The 13,240-nt window shown below is 73.8% G+C and carries 9 protein-coding genes; 4 read left to right on the top strand and 5 right to left on the bottom strand.

Annotated elements, in window-relative coordinates:
• Positions 1-163: 163 nt before the first annotated feature.
• Both ACGFI9_RS11565 and ACGFI9_RS11570 read left to right on the top strand, forming a co-directional pair.
• The gene (locus tag ACGFI9_RS11565; RefSeq protein ID WP_393177662.1) at positions 164-2,710 is read left to right on the top strand and encodes a GH32 C-terminal domain-containing protein; all 2,547 of its coding nucleotides are present in this window, start codon (positions 164-166) and stop codon (positions 2,708-2,710) included.
• A gap of 82 nt (positions 2,711-2,792) precedes the next feature.
• Positions 2,793-3,842 (top strand): LacI family DNA-binding transcriptional regulator, encoded by a 1,050-nt coding sequence (locus ACGFI9_RS11570; protein WP_393177664.1) that lies wholly within the window; start codon positions 2,793-2,795, stop codon positions 3,840-3,842.
• Here ACGFI9_RS11570 and ACGFI9_RS11575 read toward each other — a convergent pair.
• The 5 genes from ACGFI9_RS11575 to ACGFI9_RS11595 form a co-directional block, all read right to left on the bottom strand.
• Complete coding sequence (locus tag ACGFI9_RS11575; RefSeq protein WP_393177879.1) at positions 3,820-5,208, bottom strand: PLP-dependent aminotransferase family protein; 1,389 nt, start codon at positions 5,206-5,208, stop codon at positions 3,820-3,822. The genes ACGFI9_RS11570 and ACGFI9_RS11575 overlap by 23 nt on opposite strands.
• On the bottom strand, positions 5,157-6,395 hold the full coding sequence (locus tag ACGFI9_RS11580; protein WP_393177667.1) for an alpha-hydroxy acid oxidase: 1,239 nt from the start codon (positions 6,393-6,395) through the stop codon (positions 5,157-5,159). Before ACGFI9_RS11580 ends, ACGFI9_RS11575 begins: the two co-directional genes overlap by 52 nt.
• Positions 6,388-7,416, bottom strand: a complete 1,029-nt coding sequence (locus ACGFI9_RS11585) for an alpha/beta hydrolase (protein ID WP_393177669.1) — start codon at positions 7,414-7,416, stop codon at positions 6,388-6,390. The genes ACGFI9_RS11580 and ACGFI9_RS11585 overlap by 8 nt, the downstream gene beginning before the upstream one ends.
• Positions 7,417-7,425: 9 nt before the next feature.
• Complete coding sequence (locus ACGFI9_RS11590) at positions 7,426-8,643, bottom strand: cytochrome P450 (RefSeq protein WP_393177671.1); 1,218 nt, start codon at positions 8,641-8,643, stop codon at positions 7,426-7,428.
• A 73-nt stretch (positions 8,644-8,716) separates the two neighbouring features.
• On the bottom strand, positions 8,717-9,997 hold the full coding sequence (locus tag ACGFI9_RS11595) for an SGNH/GDSL hydrolase family protein (RefSeq protein ID WP_393177881.1): 1,281 nt from the start codon (positions 9,995-9,997) through the stop codon (positions 8,717-8,719).
• A 348-nt stretch (positions 9,998-10,345) separates the two neighbouring features.
• On the opposite strand from ACGFI9_RS11595, the gene ACGFI9_RS11600 reads away from it, so the two are divergent.
• Positions 10,346-11,935, top strand: coding sequence for a class I adenylate-forming enzyme family protein (locus ACGFI9_RS11600; protein ID WP_393177673.1), 1,590 nt, complete (start codon positions 10,346-10,348; stop codon positions 11,933-11,935).
• Complete coding sequence (locus tag ACGFI9_RS11605; protein WP_393177675.1) at positions 11,932-13,155, top strand: MFS transporter; 1,224 nt, start codon at positions 11,932-11,934, stop codon at positions 13,153-13,155. Before ACGFI9_RS11600 ends, ACGFI9_RS11605 begins: the two co-directional genes overlap by 4 nt.
• Positions 13,156-13,240: the final 85 nt, after the last annotated feature.

Raw genomic sequence — 13,240 nt, forward strand, 5'->3', positions numbered from 1 at the left:
CACCGTGTGATGTCAATGCCTTGTCGAGCGTTTTTCTCTCACCGACTCGTAACTCGTAGGTAACTCTTGACATCGATGTCAGCGGTCCGGAGGATTCACCGCCACCACCCCACGCCCGGTGCCCGACCCGTCGGCGCGGGCGTCACGATGGACGGAGATGTGGATGAGAATCCGCCGATGGCTGGCCGCGTCCGCGGCCGCGATGCTCGTGGCGGCGGTGCCGGGCGCGGCCACCGCCGGGACGTCGACCCGGGACGAGCCGTACCGACCGCAGCTGCACTTCAGCCCCGAGCGCAACTGGACGAACGACCCGAACGGGCTCGTCTGGTACGACGGCGAGTGGCACCTCTTCTACCAGTACAACCCCGAGGGCACGCAGTGGGGGAACATGTCCTGGGGGCACGCGGTCAGCCGGGACCTCGTGCACTGGGAGGAGCTGTCGCTGGCCATCCCGCGCTCGACGGACGAACACATCTTCTCCGGGTCGGTCGTCGTCGACGAGAAGAACACCTCCGGCTTCGGCCGTCCGGGCGCGCCGGCGATGGTCGCGGTATACACCAGCTGGTACCCGGCGACCGGCATCCAGGCGCAGTCGCTGGCGTACAGCACCGACCGGGGTCGCACCTGGACGAAGTACGCCGGGAATCCGGTGCTGGACCTGGGCTCGCGGGAGTTCCGTGACCCCAAGGTCTTCTGGGACACCAAGTCCGGCCGGTGGACCATGGCGGTGGTCCGCGCCACCGAGCACAAGGTGAGCTTCTACGGCTCCGCCGACCTGCGCTCGTGGAGCCACCTCAGCGATTTCGGGCCGGCCAACGCGGTCGGCGGCGTCTGGGAGGTGCCGGACCTGTTCGAGCTGCCGGTCGACGGCGACCCGCAACATACGAGGTGGGTCCTGATCGTCAACCTCAACCCCGGTGCGGTGGCCGGCGGCTCGGGCTCGCAGTACTTCGTCGGCGACTGGGACGGCACCACGTTCACCGCGGACAACGTGGTGAACGGGGAGGCGGAGCCACCGGCCGGGACACTCTTCGCCGACTTCGAGGACGGCTACGCCAGCTGGACGGTGGAGAACGATCCGGTCCTGGGGCCGGGGCCGTTCGGCTCCGGTCCGTACCCGGGCACGGTGCCGGGCCAGCAGCAGGTGAGTGGTTTCCGCGGCCGGGCCCTGGTGAACAGCTTCCTCGGCTTCGACGCGCCCCGGGGCCGGATGGTCTCCCCCGACTTCACCCTGGACCGGGGCTACCTGAACCTCCTGGTCGGCGGCGGCGCCCACCCGCACCTGCCCGGCACGACGACCGACTTCGTGCCGGCCGGCGCCGAACCCGTGATCGGCTTCGAGCTGCCCGACGGCCAGACGTACGAGCAGGCGGGCTGGACGGCGACCGGCGGCCTGCGCGACCGCGCGCCGGTGGTCGGCCCGGCCCGATGGGAGCGCGGGCACGTCGGCGACAAGTTGCTCACCACCTTCTTCGAGGCCGACTCGACGACCGGCACCCTGACCTCACCCGGCTTCACCATCAACCGCAACCACCTGAGCCTGCTCGTCGGGGCCGGCGGTCACCTGGACGCCGGCGCCCGTACCGTGGTCGAACTGCTGGTGGACGGCCAGGTGGTGCGGACGGCCACCGGTAACTTCTCCGGCTTCATGAACTGGCGCAGCTGGGACGTGAGCGAGTTCCGGGGTCGCACCGCGCAGCTTCGGATCGTCGACGAGAACACCGGCGGGTGGGGCCACCTGCTGGTCGACCACGTCATCGCCACCGACGAGGCGGTGCTGCCCCGGTCCGTGGAGACCGCCGTCAACCTGGTGGTCGACGGCCAGGTGGTCCGAACCGCCACCGGCACGGACAGCGAGCGCCTGGACTGGGTGGGCTGGGACGTACGCGACCTCGCCGGCCGGCGGGCCCACCTGGAGATCAACGACTTCAACTCAGGCGGCTGGGGGCACATCCTCGTCGACCACGTCATGTTCGCCGACCGGCCGGCGCAGAGCGAACTCGACCGCTTCGACTGGCTCGACCACGGCAAGGACTACTACGCGGCGGTCACCTACAACAACGCCCCCGGCGGGAAGCGCGTCGCGATCGGCTGGATGAACAACTGGCAATACGCCGGCACCATCCCGACCGCGCCGTGGCGCGGCGCGATGGCCCTGCCGCGGGAGTTCGCGCTGAAGACGATCGACGGCGCGCCGCGGTTGGTCCAGGAGCCGGTCGCGCAGCTCACCAGCCTGCGCGGCGCGGGCCCGGCGTTCACCGTGCGCGACGCCACCGTGCGTCCCGGGGTGCACGACCTGCCCCCGGCGGCGGACGGCACCGTACTGGAGATCCAGGCGGAGTTCGAACTCCGCGACGCCCACCGGTTCGGCCTCCAGGTCCGCGGCGGCGGCGAGGACCGGACGCTGATCGGGTACGACGCCGGGGCGGGCCGCCTCTTCGTCGACCGGACCCGCTCCGGGCAGGTCGACGTCGGCCCGCTCTTCCCCGGCGTGCACTCCGGCCCGCTGTCGGTGGACGGCAACCGGGTGCGGATGACCGTCTACCTGGACCGCTCCTCGGTCGAGGTCTTCGGCGGAGCGGGGCAGACCACGATCACCGACCAGATCTTCCCCGCGGCCACCAGCGACCAGACCCGCCTCTTCGCCGAGGGCGGCGAGGTGGTGGTGCGGTCGCTCACCATCCGGCCGTTGCGGTCGGTGTGGCGATAACCTGAGAGTCGATCACCAGCGGTCGGGGGCCACCGGGCAGGCCCTGGCCCCCGACCGCACCACAGCCCCTGGTAGGAGCGCCATGCACGCTGCCGTCTCCGCCCCGCCGACCGGCGTCAAGGCCCGGCCCACCCTCCGGGACGTCGCGCTGCTCGCCGGGGTGAGCACGAAGACCGTCTCCCGGGTCGTCAACGGAGAGGCCGGCGTCTCCGCCCCGAAGACCGCCGCGGTACGCCGGGCGATCGCCCAGCTGGACTACCGGCCGAACTTCACCGCGAGCAGCCTCCGGCGGTCCAACGGCCGCAGCGCCGCGATCGCGGCGATCCTCGAGGACCTGGCCAACCCCTTCTCGGCCGCCCTGCACCGGGCCCTCGAGGACGCCGCCCGGGACCGGGGAGTGTTGATCTTCGCGGGCAGCGTCGACGAGAGCCCGGACCGGGAACGGGAACTGGTGCACGCCTTCACCATGCGGCAGGCCGACGCCCTGGTCGTGGTGCCGGCCAGCGACGACCAGAGCTACCTGGCCGGGGAGATCGCCGCCGGCACGCCGGCCGTGTTCGTCGACCGGCCACCGGTCGGCCTGGCGGTCGACGCGGTCCTCTCCGACAACCACCACGGCGCCGCCACGGCGGCGCACCACCTGGTCGCCCACGGGCACCGGGACATCGCGTACCTGGGCGACCTGCAGACCATCGCCACGGCCCGGCAACGCGCGCAGGGCTTCAAGGAGGCGCTGAGCGACCACGGCATCCGGCCGGCCACGATGGTGCACGACCTGCACACCGAGCGGGACTCGGTGGAGGCGGTCCGGCGGCTGCTGCGCGACGACCGGGCCCCGACCGCGCTGTTCACCTCGCAGAACATGGTCACCATCGGGGCCATCCGCGCCCTGCAGGAACTCGGCCGGCAGCACGACGTGGCCCTCGTCGGTTTCGACGACTTTCCCCTGGCCGACCTGCTGCAACCGGCGGTCACGGTGATCGCCCAGGACCCGTCCGAGATGGGTCGGGTCGCCGCGTCACTGATCTTCCGGCGGCTGGACGGCGAGCAGTGGCGACCCCGTACGCACCTCGTGGCAACCCGGCTGATCCCCCGGGGGTCCGGCGAGATCAGCGGGCCGCACCGCCACTGATCACGCTGCCGGCCGGCTCCGCCAGCTCGTCGGTGACCAGCGCGGCGAGCCGGTCCAGCCCGAGGTCGATCTGGTCCGGGGTCACCGCGCTGACCGACAACCGCAGGGCGTTCACCGTCGCGCCGTCGTCGTAGAAGTGCGCCATCGGGGTCCAGAGCACCCCGTACTCGCGGGCGGAACGGTGCAGCAACGAGTCGTCCACCCCGAACGGCACGGTGACCACCACGAAGAAGCCGCCGGCCGGGACGTTCCACCGCACCGGGCCGCCGGCCGGGAAGCGGCGGGCCAGGCCGTCCACCATGTGGCGCAGGTTGCGCGCGTACGCGGCCCGCTCCCGCACGGTGGCCGCGACCAGCGAGCAGTCGTGGGCCAGCAACGCCCCGCCGACCACCGCCTGCGCGATCGGCGAGGTGTTCACGGTGACCATGCTCTTGATCTTGGCGAGCTGGTCGGCGAGCGGCCCGACCGTCCCGTCCGAGGCGGCCACCCGCTGGTCGGCGACGACGTACCCGACCCGGGCGCCGGGCAGCACGGTCTTGGCGAACGAGCCGAGGTAGACCACCCGGCGCCGGGTGTCCAGCGCCTTCAGGGTGGGCAGCCGCCCGGCGGTACCGGCCGGGAACAGGCCGTACGGGTTGTCCTCGAGCAGCAGCAGCTCCTCCTCGGCGGCGAGGTCGAGCAGCCGGCGCCGCTGCGCCAGGTCCATGCTGACGCCGGACGGGTTGGCGAAGTCCGGCATCACGTAGCAGGCGCGTGGGCGCAGGCCCTCGGCCCGGGCCCGGCGCAGCTGCTCCCGCAGGTCGGCCAGGTCGATCCCGTCCGGGCCGCCGGTGACCGGGCGGACCGGCAGGTCGACCAGGCGGGCGGCCCCGGTCAGCCCCACGTACGTGGGGGCGACGGCGAGCAGCACGTCCCGCGGCCCGGCCCGCAACGCCCGCAGCACCAGGAACATCGCCTCCTGGCAGCCGACGGTCACCACGATCGTCTCCGGGTCGACGGTGATCCCCTCGTCCACCGCGAGGTTGCGGGCGATCAGGTGGTGCACCACACCCTTGGTCCGGCCGTACTGGAGCAGGGTCCGGTCCACCTGGACCGGGCTGAGCCCGAGGTCGTCGGCGAGGTGCCGGCGGAAGGTGTCCAGATACGTGTGCAGCACGCCCGCGTCGAAGAACTCCTCGTACGGCCGGCCGGCGGCGAGCGAGACGGCGTCCGGGTAGTGCTGCGCCACCTCGTTGAGGAAGTTCATCGAGTTGAGCGCGGGGTCGTCGACACTGGCGTGCAGGGCCGCCACGGTCAGGTCCACCGGTTCCACGGTCAGCCTCCGATCAGCGTGCGCAGCTGCCGCGCCGCGGCCGGGTCGGCGCAGCCGGCGAGGGTGAGCGCGTCACGCAGCTCGGCGGCGAGCAGCGCCAGGGCCGCCTCGGCGCCGGCCCGGCCACCGGCCGCCAGGGCCCAGAGCAGGGGCCGGCCGACCAGCACGCCGGTGGCGCCGAGGGCGAGCGCGCGCAGCACGTCGGTGCCGCTGCGGACCCCGCCGTCGAAGAGCACGGCGCACCGCTCCCCCACGGCCGCCACCACCTCGGGCAGCACGGTCGCCGACGCCGGCGCGCCGTCGAGCTGCCGCCCGCCGTGGTTGGAGACCACCACGGCGTCCGCCCCGGTCTCCGCCGCGCGCACCGCGTCGCGCGGGTCGAGGACCCCCTTCACCACCAGCGGCAGCGGCGTACGCTCGCGCAGCCAGGCCAGGTCCGCCCAGCTCATCGCGGGGTGGAAGACGGCGCCGGTGTGCGCGGCCACGGCGGACCGTCCAGGGGTGCCCTGGTGGGCCAGGTCGTCGCGGCCACCGGCCAGGTTGGCCGCGGTGACCTGCGGCGGCAGGGCGAACCCGTTGCGCACGTCGCGCAGCCGCCGGCCGAGGACCGGCACGTCCACGGTGACCATCAGCGCCGTGCAGCCGGCGGCCCGCGCCCGGTCCACCAGATCGGCGACCATCACCCGGTCGCGCAGCCAGTAGAGCTGGAACCACACCGTGCCGCCGACCGCGGCGACCTCCTCCAGCGGCGCGCTCGCCACGGTGCTGGCCACGTACGGCACCCCGGCCGCCCGGGCGGCGGCGGCCAGGGCCACCTCACCCTCGGGATGCAGCAGTTTCTGGTACGCCATCGGCGCGACCGCGGCCGGCAGCGCGGACGTCCCGCCGGGCAGCGCCGCCTCGGTACGCGGGGTGTCCAGCCCGGTCAGCACCCGGGGAAGCACCGCCACCCGGTCCAGGGCGGCCCGGTTGGCGGCGAGGGTCGTCTCCGCGCCGCTGCCACCCTCGACGAAGTCCCAGACGTCGGGCGGCAGCACCGCCCGGGCCAGCTCGGCGAAGTCGGCCAGGCCGGCGGGCGGGACGAACGTCCCGGCGGAGCCGCTGCCGGCGACCGGCACCGGAGCGTCCGCGGCCGGACCGCCGGACGGCACGGCCGTGTCGGTGCCACCGGCGGGCGGCTCGCCGGACGCGGCCGGAGCGCCGGGCAGGTCCGGAGCCACGGTCACCGCGGGATCAGCCATGCGTCGCCCCGTCCGCCGCCGGGCCGGCGACGCCCGCGGCGGTCAGCCCGAACCGGTCGCGCAGGAAGGCGGCGGCCTGCTCCTGGGCCCGCCGCCCGGCGTCGAACACGCCGGGCATGGCGAAGAAGCCGTGGATCATCCCCTCGTAGCGGGTCGCCTCGGTGGGGACGCCGGCGTCGCGGAGCCGGGCCGCGTACCGCTCCCCCTCGTCGCGCAGCGGGTCGTGCTCGGCGGTGATCACCAGCGCCGGGGGCAGCCCGGCGAGGTCCTCGGCGAGCAGCGGCGAGGCCAGCGGGTGGGCCGCGTCGGCCGGGTCGGCCAGGTAGTGCTGCCGGTACCAGGCGACGGAGTGCCGGTTGAACAGCAGCGGGTCCTCGTCGGCCGGCGACGGCTCCAGGTCGCTGCGCGGCGCCAGACGCGCCGAGCTGGAGTCGTCGAAGCGACCGGGCCGCTGGTCGGTGTTCGGGTAGACCAGCAGCTGGGCGACGAGCCGGGGGCCGCCGTCGGCGCGGGCCAGCAGGGTGACCGCGGCGGCCAGGTTGCCACCGGCGCTGTCCCCGCCGACGGCGAGCCGCTCCGGGTCGGCACCGACCTCGTCGGCGTGCGCGGCCAGCCAGCGCAGCGCCGAGTAGCAGTCGTCCACGGCGGCCGGGAAGCGGTGCTCGGGGGCCAGCCGGTAGCCGACGGTCACGGTCTGGCAGCCGGTGGCGTTGACCAGCCGGCGGCAGATCCCGTCGGCGGTGTCCACGCTGCCGAGGGTCCAGCCACCGCCGAAGAAGTAGACCAGGGTGGGCAGCGGGCCGTCCCCGGCCGACCGGTGGATCCGCACCGGCAGGGGCCCGTCCGGGCCGGGGACCTGCGTGTCGCGTACCTCGTGGACGGGCTCGACCGCGCCGGAGCCGGCGCGGATCGCGGCGAGGTCGGCGGCGCGGGCCTCGGCCAGGGTCTGGGTGTAGAGCGGTGCGGTGCCGGCGGCCGCGCGCGCGGCCCGCCACGCGACCACCTGCGGGTCGAGGGCCATGGTCGTCTCCTAGCTGCCGGTGGTGACGAAGAGCTTGTCGATGCCGCGCAGGAAGAGGCTGCCGCTGTACGTGAAGGGCTGGGTGACGGCCAGCCGGGGGAAGCGGGCGAAGAGCCGGGGCAGGGCGAGCCGCCCCTCCAGCTTGGACACCGCCGAGCCGAGGCAGAAGTGCAGCCCCACGCCGAAGGCGAGCGACGGCGGGCCGTCCCGGTACGGGTCGAACCGGTCCGGGTCAGGGAAGCGGGCCGGGTCGCGGTTGGCCGCGGCGATCAGCAGCAGCACGTTCTCGTCCGCCCGGACCGGCACGCCGCCCAGCTCGGTGTCGCGCGGCGCGGAGCGGGCCAGGAAGTGCACCGGGCTCTCCATCCGCAGGATCTCGTCCACGCAGCCCCGGGCCAGCGGGTCGTCGCCGGGCAGCCCGGTGACCACCTCGGGGTGGGCCAGCAGCAGCGGCAGGCCGTTGCTGAACATGTAGACGGTGGTGACGAAGCTGGCGTTGAAGAGCACGATCAGGTTGCTGATCAGCTCCCCCTCGGTGAGCTCCACCCCGCCGGCGTCCAGCACCTCGACCAGCCCGCTGATCAGGTCCTCGCCGGGCTGCCGCCGCCGGTGGGCGATCAGGTTCCGGTAGTAGACGCGCAGCTCCTCGGCGGCCTGGTTGGCGCGGGCCAGCCGTTCCGGGGTCTTGCCGGCGACATCCATGTACTCGTCGATCCAGTCCACCCGCTGCCGGTACCAGGGCAGGTCCGCCTCCGGCAGGCCGATGAACTCGGCCATCACCAGCGCCGGCACCGGGTACGCGAAGTCGGCCACGAAGTCCACCTCGGCGCCGCCGGCGCCGGCCTCGGCCATCCGGTCCAGGCGTTCCTCGACGACCCGGGCGATCACCGGCTCCAGCGCGCCGAGCCGGCGCGGGGTGAAGGTCTTCGCGAAGACCGCCCGCATCCGGGTGTGGTCGGGCGGGTTGGTGAACATCATCGAGGTGAGGAAGGTGCGCAGGATCTCCTGCTGCTCCCAGCCCGGCGGGAAGCCCTTGTACCACTCCGGGTCGCGCAGCACCTGGTCGACCAGGTCGTACCCGCCGGCGACGGCGGTGACGGTGCTGTGCTCGGCCCGGGTCGGGATGGCGCTGATCGGCCCGCGCTCGTGCAGGGCCGCGTACCAGGGATAGGGGTTCTGCCGGCCCTGCTCGCTGTACAGGCCGGTCAGGATCTCGTCGACGTCCACGGCGGTCGGTCCTCCCCAGGAATGGATGAGCGGCGGGGGCCGGCGTGGTGCCGACGCCGCCCCCCGGCTGGTGTCACAGGCCCAGCAGCCGCAGCGGTACGGCGTCCGCCATGGCCTGCGCGCCGCTGTCGTTCGGGTGGATGTGGTCGCCGGCGTCGTACGCCGGCAGCAGCCGGCTCGGGTGCGCCGGGTCGCGCAGCACCGCGTCGAAGTCGAGCACGCCGTCGAACTCCGCCACGCCCGCCCCGCGCAGCCAGGCGTTCACCGCCTGCCGGGTGGCCTCCTTCTCCTCGGTCCACACCCCGGGGCCGCCGTTGCCCTCGTACGGGGTGATGGTGCCGACCAGGCTGGTCAGCCCGCGCTCCCTGGCCTGCTGGTTGATCTGGCGCAGGGTGGCGATGATGCTCTCCGCGCTGTCGCCGTTCATCCAGATGTCGTTGATGCCCAGGTGGGTGATGACGGTGCGCACCCCGGTCTGCGGGAAGACGTCCTCGTTGAGCCGGGCCAGGGCGTTCGGGCCGAGTTCGTAGTAGCCCGGGAAGCCGCCCGCGCCGGGCTCGGTGCCCTCGTGGTTGAGCCGGTTGCCGGAGAGGCTCAGGTTCAGCACCCCGGGGGTGCGGACCTCGGGCCGGGCGTCGATGAGCCGCTCGGCGAGCAGGTCGGGCCAGCGCCGGTCCTCGTTGACGGTGCTGCCGTTGCCGTCGCCGATGGAGTCGCCGAGGACGACCACGGCGCCGGGGCTCATCCGCCGCTCCACGTCGATGCCGGAGAGGAACATCCAGCAGCAGTTCGGCTTGATGGTGAAGCCCGCGCCGCCGGCGGCGGTGGTGAGGTCGGTGGCGCCGATGAAGTTGGTGACCCGAGACTGGCCGTGGAACGACACCGGCCCGGTGAGCACCGGGAAGTACAGGGTGACGACCAGGTCCTCCTGCTCGTCGACCGGGAAGTCCAGCGGGTCGCTGAGCAACTCCGCGCCCTTGTTGATGGTGGCCGAGGCGGCGCCCTGGAAGGTCAGCTCCCGCAGGGTGGCCGGGTCGATGTCGGAGCGGTCCTCGGTCGCGGCGTTCGGCCGGGCGACGGTGGCGTGGCCGACCTTCACGGCCTGCTCGCCGTAGAGGTTGGTCAGCCGGACCCGGAGCCGGTCGCCGCCGACGGTGGTCTGCACGGTCATCCGGATGCTCTGGTTGTTCAGGCCGGTGTTGGTCAGGCCCACGGTGTTGCCACGGGTCACCGCCGCGGCCCAGCTCGCCGCCCATTCGCTGCGTCCGCGCAGGGCGCTGTCGGGGTCGGCCGGGCCGGCGCTCGCGGTGACGGCCGGGGTGCCGGCGATCAGCAGCGTGGCGGCGGAAGCTATGACGTGCCATCTCTTCGGGGTCGGCATTGATCCTCCATCGTCGGCAGCCCCGGGCACGGTCGGATCGACAACGATGCCCGGGCGATGGACCGGAAACTAGCCGCCCGCCAAGACGAGCGTCAATCAACCCTATCGACATGATCAAATGTCCTCGGGGTGCCGGCGGCCACCGTTCGGGTCTGTCCTGTCCGGACCCGAGGTGCCTACCCTCGAACCGGCGGCGGTGCGGTCGCCGACCCTGGCACCTGTCGTCGCGTCCCGGCTCCCACCTGCCCGGACGCTGTTCTCGGCGGCCTGCGCGGGCGGATCCCCCGCGGGCCGCCCGCGGCTCACGATGGGGGCTCTGCCATGACTGACGGCGCCGACCGACCGACGTCCTACGTGCAGCGGGCGCTGGAGCTGTTCGCCGGTTTCGGCGACCGCGAGGCGCTGGTGGGCGGGGGCCGCCGGCTGACCTACCGCGAGGTCGCCGCCGAGGTGCGCGGGCTGGCCGGCGTGCTGCTGCGGCACGGCGTACGCCCCGGCGACGGGGTGCTGGTGATGCTCGGCAACGCGGTCCAGGGCCCGCTGCTCCAACTCGCCCTGCACCTGCTCGGCTGCCGCACCATGTGGGTCGCCCCGGTCACCTCCCGGCGGGAGGTCGACGAGTTCGTCGCTCTCGCGCGCCCGGACGCCTTCGTCTACGACGCCCGCGACGGCGACTCGCTCGGGCCGGAGATCGCGGCCGGGCTGTCCGGCGTACCGGTGCTCTGCCTGGGCCCCGGCGGCGCGGGACCGGACCTCACCGCCGCCCTGGACGCGGCGGCGGACCTGCCCGCCGACGTGCCCACCCCGGAGTCGTTCCTGCAGACCAGCGGCACCACCGGCACCCCCAAGCTGGTGCACCACCGGGAGAGCTTCTACCAGCAGATCCTCACCCTGGCCGCGGACTTCCGGGCGGCCGGCTTCCCGCTGCTGCGGCACCTGTCGCACTCGCCGATGTGGCTGGCCAGCGGCCAGATCACCACCCTGTTCAACCTGTTCACCGGCGGGGTGCTGTTCCTGCGCGAGCGCTGGGACCCGGAGGCGTTCATCCGGACCGTGGACGCCGAGCGGCTCACCTCGACCTTCGTCACCCCGCCGATGCTCTACGAGGTGCTCGACCACCCGACCCTGCCGGGGGCCGACTTCTCCGCCATGTTCATGTTCAACGTGGGCGCCGGGCCCGCCGCGCCGGCCCGGCTGCGGCAGGCGATCGCCCGCTTCGGCCCGTGCCTGCGCATCGTGTACGGGCTCAGCGAGGCGGTGGTGATCTGCGCGCTGCCCGGGTTGACCGACGACCCGGAGCACCCGGAGCGGCTGCGCTCCTGCGGCCGGCCGTACGGGGACGTGGCGGTGGAGATCCGCGACGCCGAGGGCCGGGTGCTCCCGGCGGGCCAGGACGGCGAGGTGTGGGTGCGCACGAAGCTCAGCTTCGCCGGCTACCACGGCCAGCCGGAGCTGACCGCCGAGACGCTGGTCGACGGCTGGGTACGCACCCGCGACATCGGCCACCTGGACGACGACGGCTACCTCTACCTGGTCGACCGGCTCCAGGACCGGATCCTCACCCGGCAGCGCAGCTGGCCGATCTACTCCCGCCCGATCGAGGACGTGCTCGCCGCCCACCCCGAGATACGCGCCGCCGCGGTGATCGGCGTGCCGGACCCGGTCGCCGGGGAGCTGCCGTACGCGTACGTGGTGCCGGCGCCGGGGGCGGCGGTGACCGGCGACGAGCTGATCGCGCTGGTGACCCGGGAGCTGAGCGAGACCTGGGCGCCCGGCGCGGTGGAGTTCGTCGACGCGCTGCCGCTCAACCGCTCGGCCAAGGTGGACAAGCGTGCCCTGCGCGCCCGGTACGCGGCCGCCCACCCGACCGACGCGGAGTCGGTGGGCACGGTGATCGGCAGCTCGGCGTGACCCCGCGCCGGGAACTGTACACCCTGGTCGGCGCCGACCTGCTGTCCAACCTCGGCACCCGGATCTCGGTGGTGGCCATCCCCTGGCTGGTGCTGGAGACCACCGGCAGCCCGACCCGGATGGGCCTGGTCGCGGCGGCCGAGACGCTGCCGTACATGCTCTCCAGCGCGCTCGCGACCCCGTGGGCGGACCGGTTCGGGGTGCGCCGCACGGCGGTCACCGTGGACGCGGCCAGCGCGGCGGCGATGGCGGTGGTGGCGCTGGCCCCCTGGCTCGGGTTCGGGGCATTGCTGGCGCTGGTCGCCGTGGCCGGCGGGCTGCGCGGCATCGGCGACCGGGTGAAACACGTGCTGTTCAAGCCGGCCGCCGAGCGGGCCGGGGTGCCGCTGATCCGGCTCACCTCCGCCTACGACGGGCTGACCCGGGGCATGACGCTGTTCGGCGCGGTGCTCGGCGGGCTGCTCATTGACTGGGTCGGGGTGACCCGGGCGATCTGGCTCGACGCGGCCACGTTCGCGGCCTGCGCGCTGCTGATCGGCCTGCTGGTCCGGCCGCCCGCCCCGGCCCGGCCGGCCCCCCGGGAGAGCTACCTGCGCGCGCTACGCGGCGGCTTCGGCTACCTGCGTACCGACCGGGTGCTGCTGACCATGCTGGTGGTGGTGTCGGCGTCGAACATGTTCGCCAACGCCAGCGTCGCGGTCTGGATCCCGCTCTGGGTCGACCGGGTGCTCGGCGACCCGGCGGGCTTCGGCCTGGTGCTGGGGGTGTTCTCCGGCGGCGCGCTGCTGGGGAACCTGCTGTTCACGCTGGCCGGCCCGCGGCTGCCCCGCCGGCTCACCTTCGCCCTCGGCCTGACGCTCAGCGGGGCGCCCCGGCTGCTGGCGCTCGCCCTCAGCGACCGGGTCGCCGTGGTGCTCACCGTGACGTTCCTGTCCGGCATCGCCATCGCGGCGGTGAACCCGCTGCTCGGCGCGGCCCTCTACGAGCGGGTGCCGGAGTCGTTGCAGACCCGGGTGCTGGGCATCTCCGGGTCGGTGGCGTTCCTCGGCCTGCCGCTGGGGGCGCTGCTGGGCGGCTGGTCGGTGGCGTTGCTGGGGCTGACCCCGGCGCTGCTGGTGATGGCGGTGGCCTGCCTGGCGCTGACGGTCGGGCCGCTGCTGCTGACCCGGTCCCGGTCGGACCGTCCGGCGCCGGAGCCGGCGGTCTCACCGGCCGCCTGACGCCGATCCGCCGGCTCGGTGGGTCGGTGCTTCAGGCGATATGTCTCAGCGACATATTTATGACTCTGAGACATATCGCTCACGG

Origin of the sequence: Micromonospora sp. NPDC048930 (genome assembly GCF_043197935.1) — a bacterium.
Taxonomy (GTDB): domain Bacteria; phylum Actinomycetota; class Actinomycetes; order Mycobacteriales; family Micromonosporaceae; genus Micromonospora.

Excerpts from the sequence above, each read along its gene's own strand:
- ACGFI9_RS11570 (WP_393177664.1), top strand. The coding sequence starts at position 2,793 with ATGCACGCTGCCGTCTCCGCCCCGCCGACCGGCGTCAAGGCCCGGCCC.
- ACGFI9_RS11600 (WP_393177673.1), top strand. The coding sequence starts at position 10,346 with ATGACTGACGGCGCCGACCGACCGACGTCCTACGTGCAGCGGGCGCTG.
- ACGFI9_RS11580 (WP_393177667.1), bottom strand. The coding sequence starts at position 6,395 with ATGGCTGATCCCGCGGTGACCGTGGCTCCGGACCTGCCCGGCGCTCCG.
- ACGFI9_RS11585 (WP_393177669.1), bottom strand. The coding sequence starts at position 7,416 with ATGGCCCTCGACCCGCAGGTGGTCGCGTGGCGGGCCGCGCGCGCGGCC.
- ACGFI9_RS11565 (WP_393177662.1), top strand. The coding sequence starts at position 164 with ATGAGAATCCGCCGATGGCTGGCCGCGTCCGCGGCCGCGATGCTCGTG.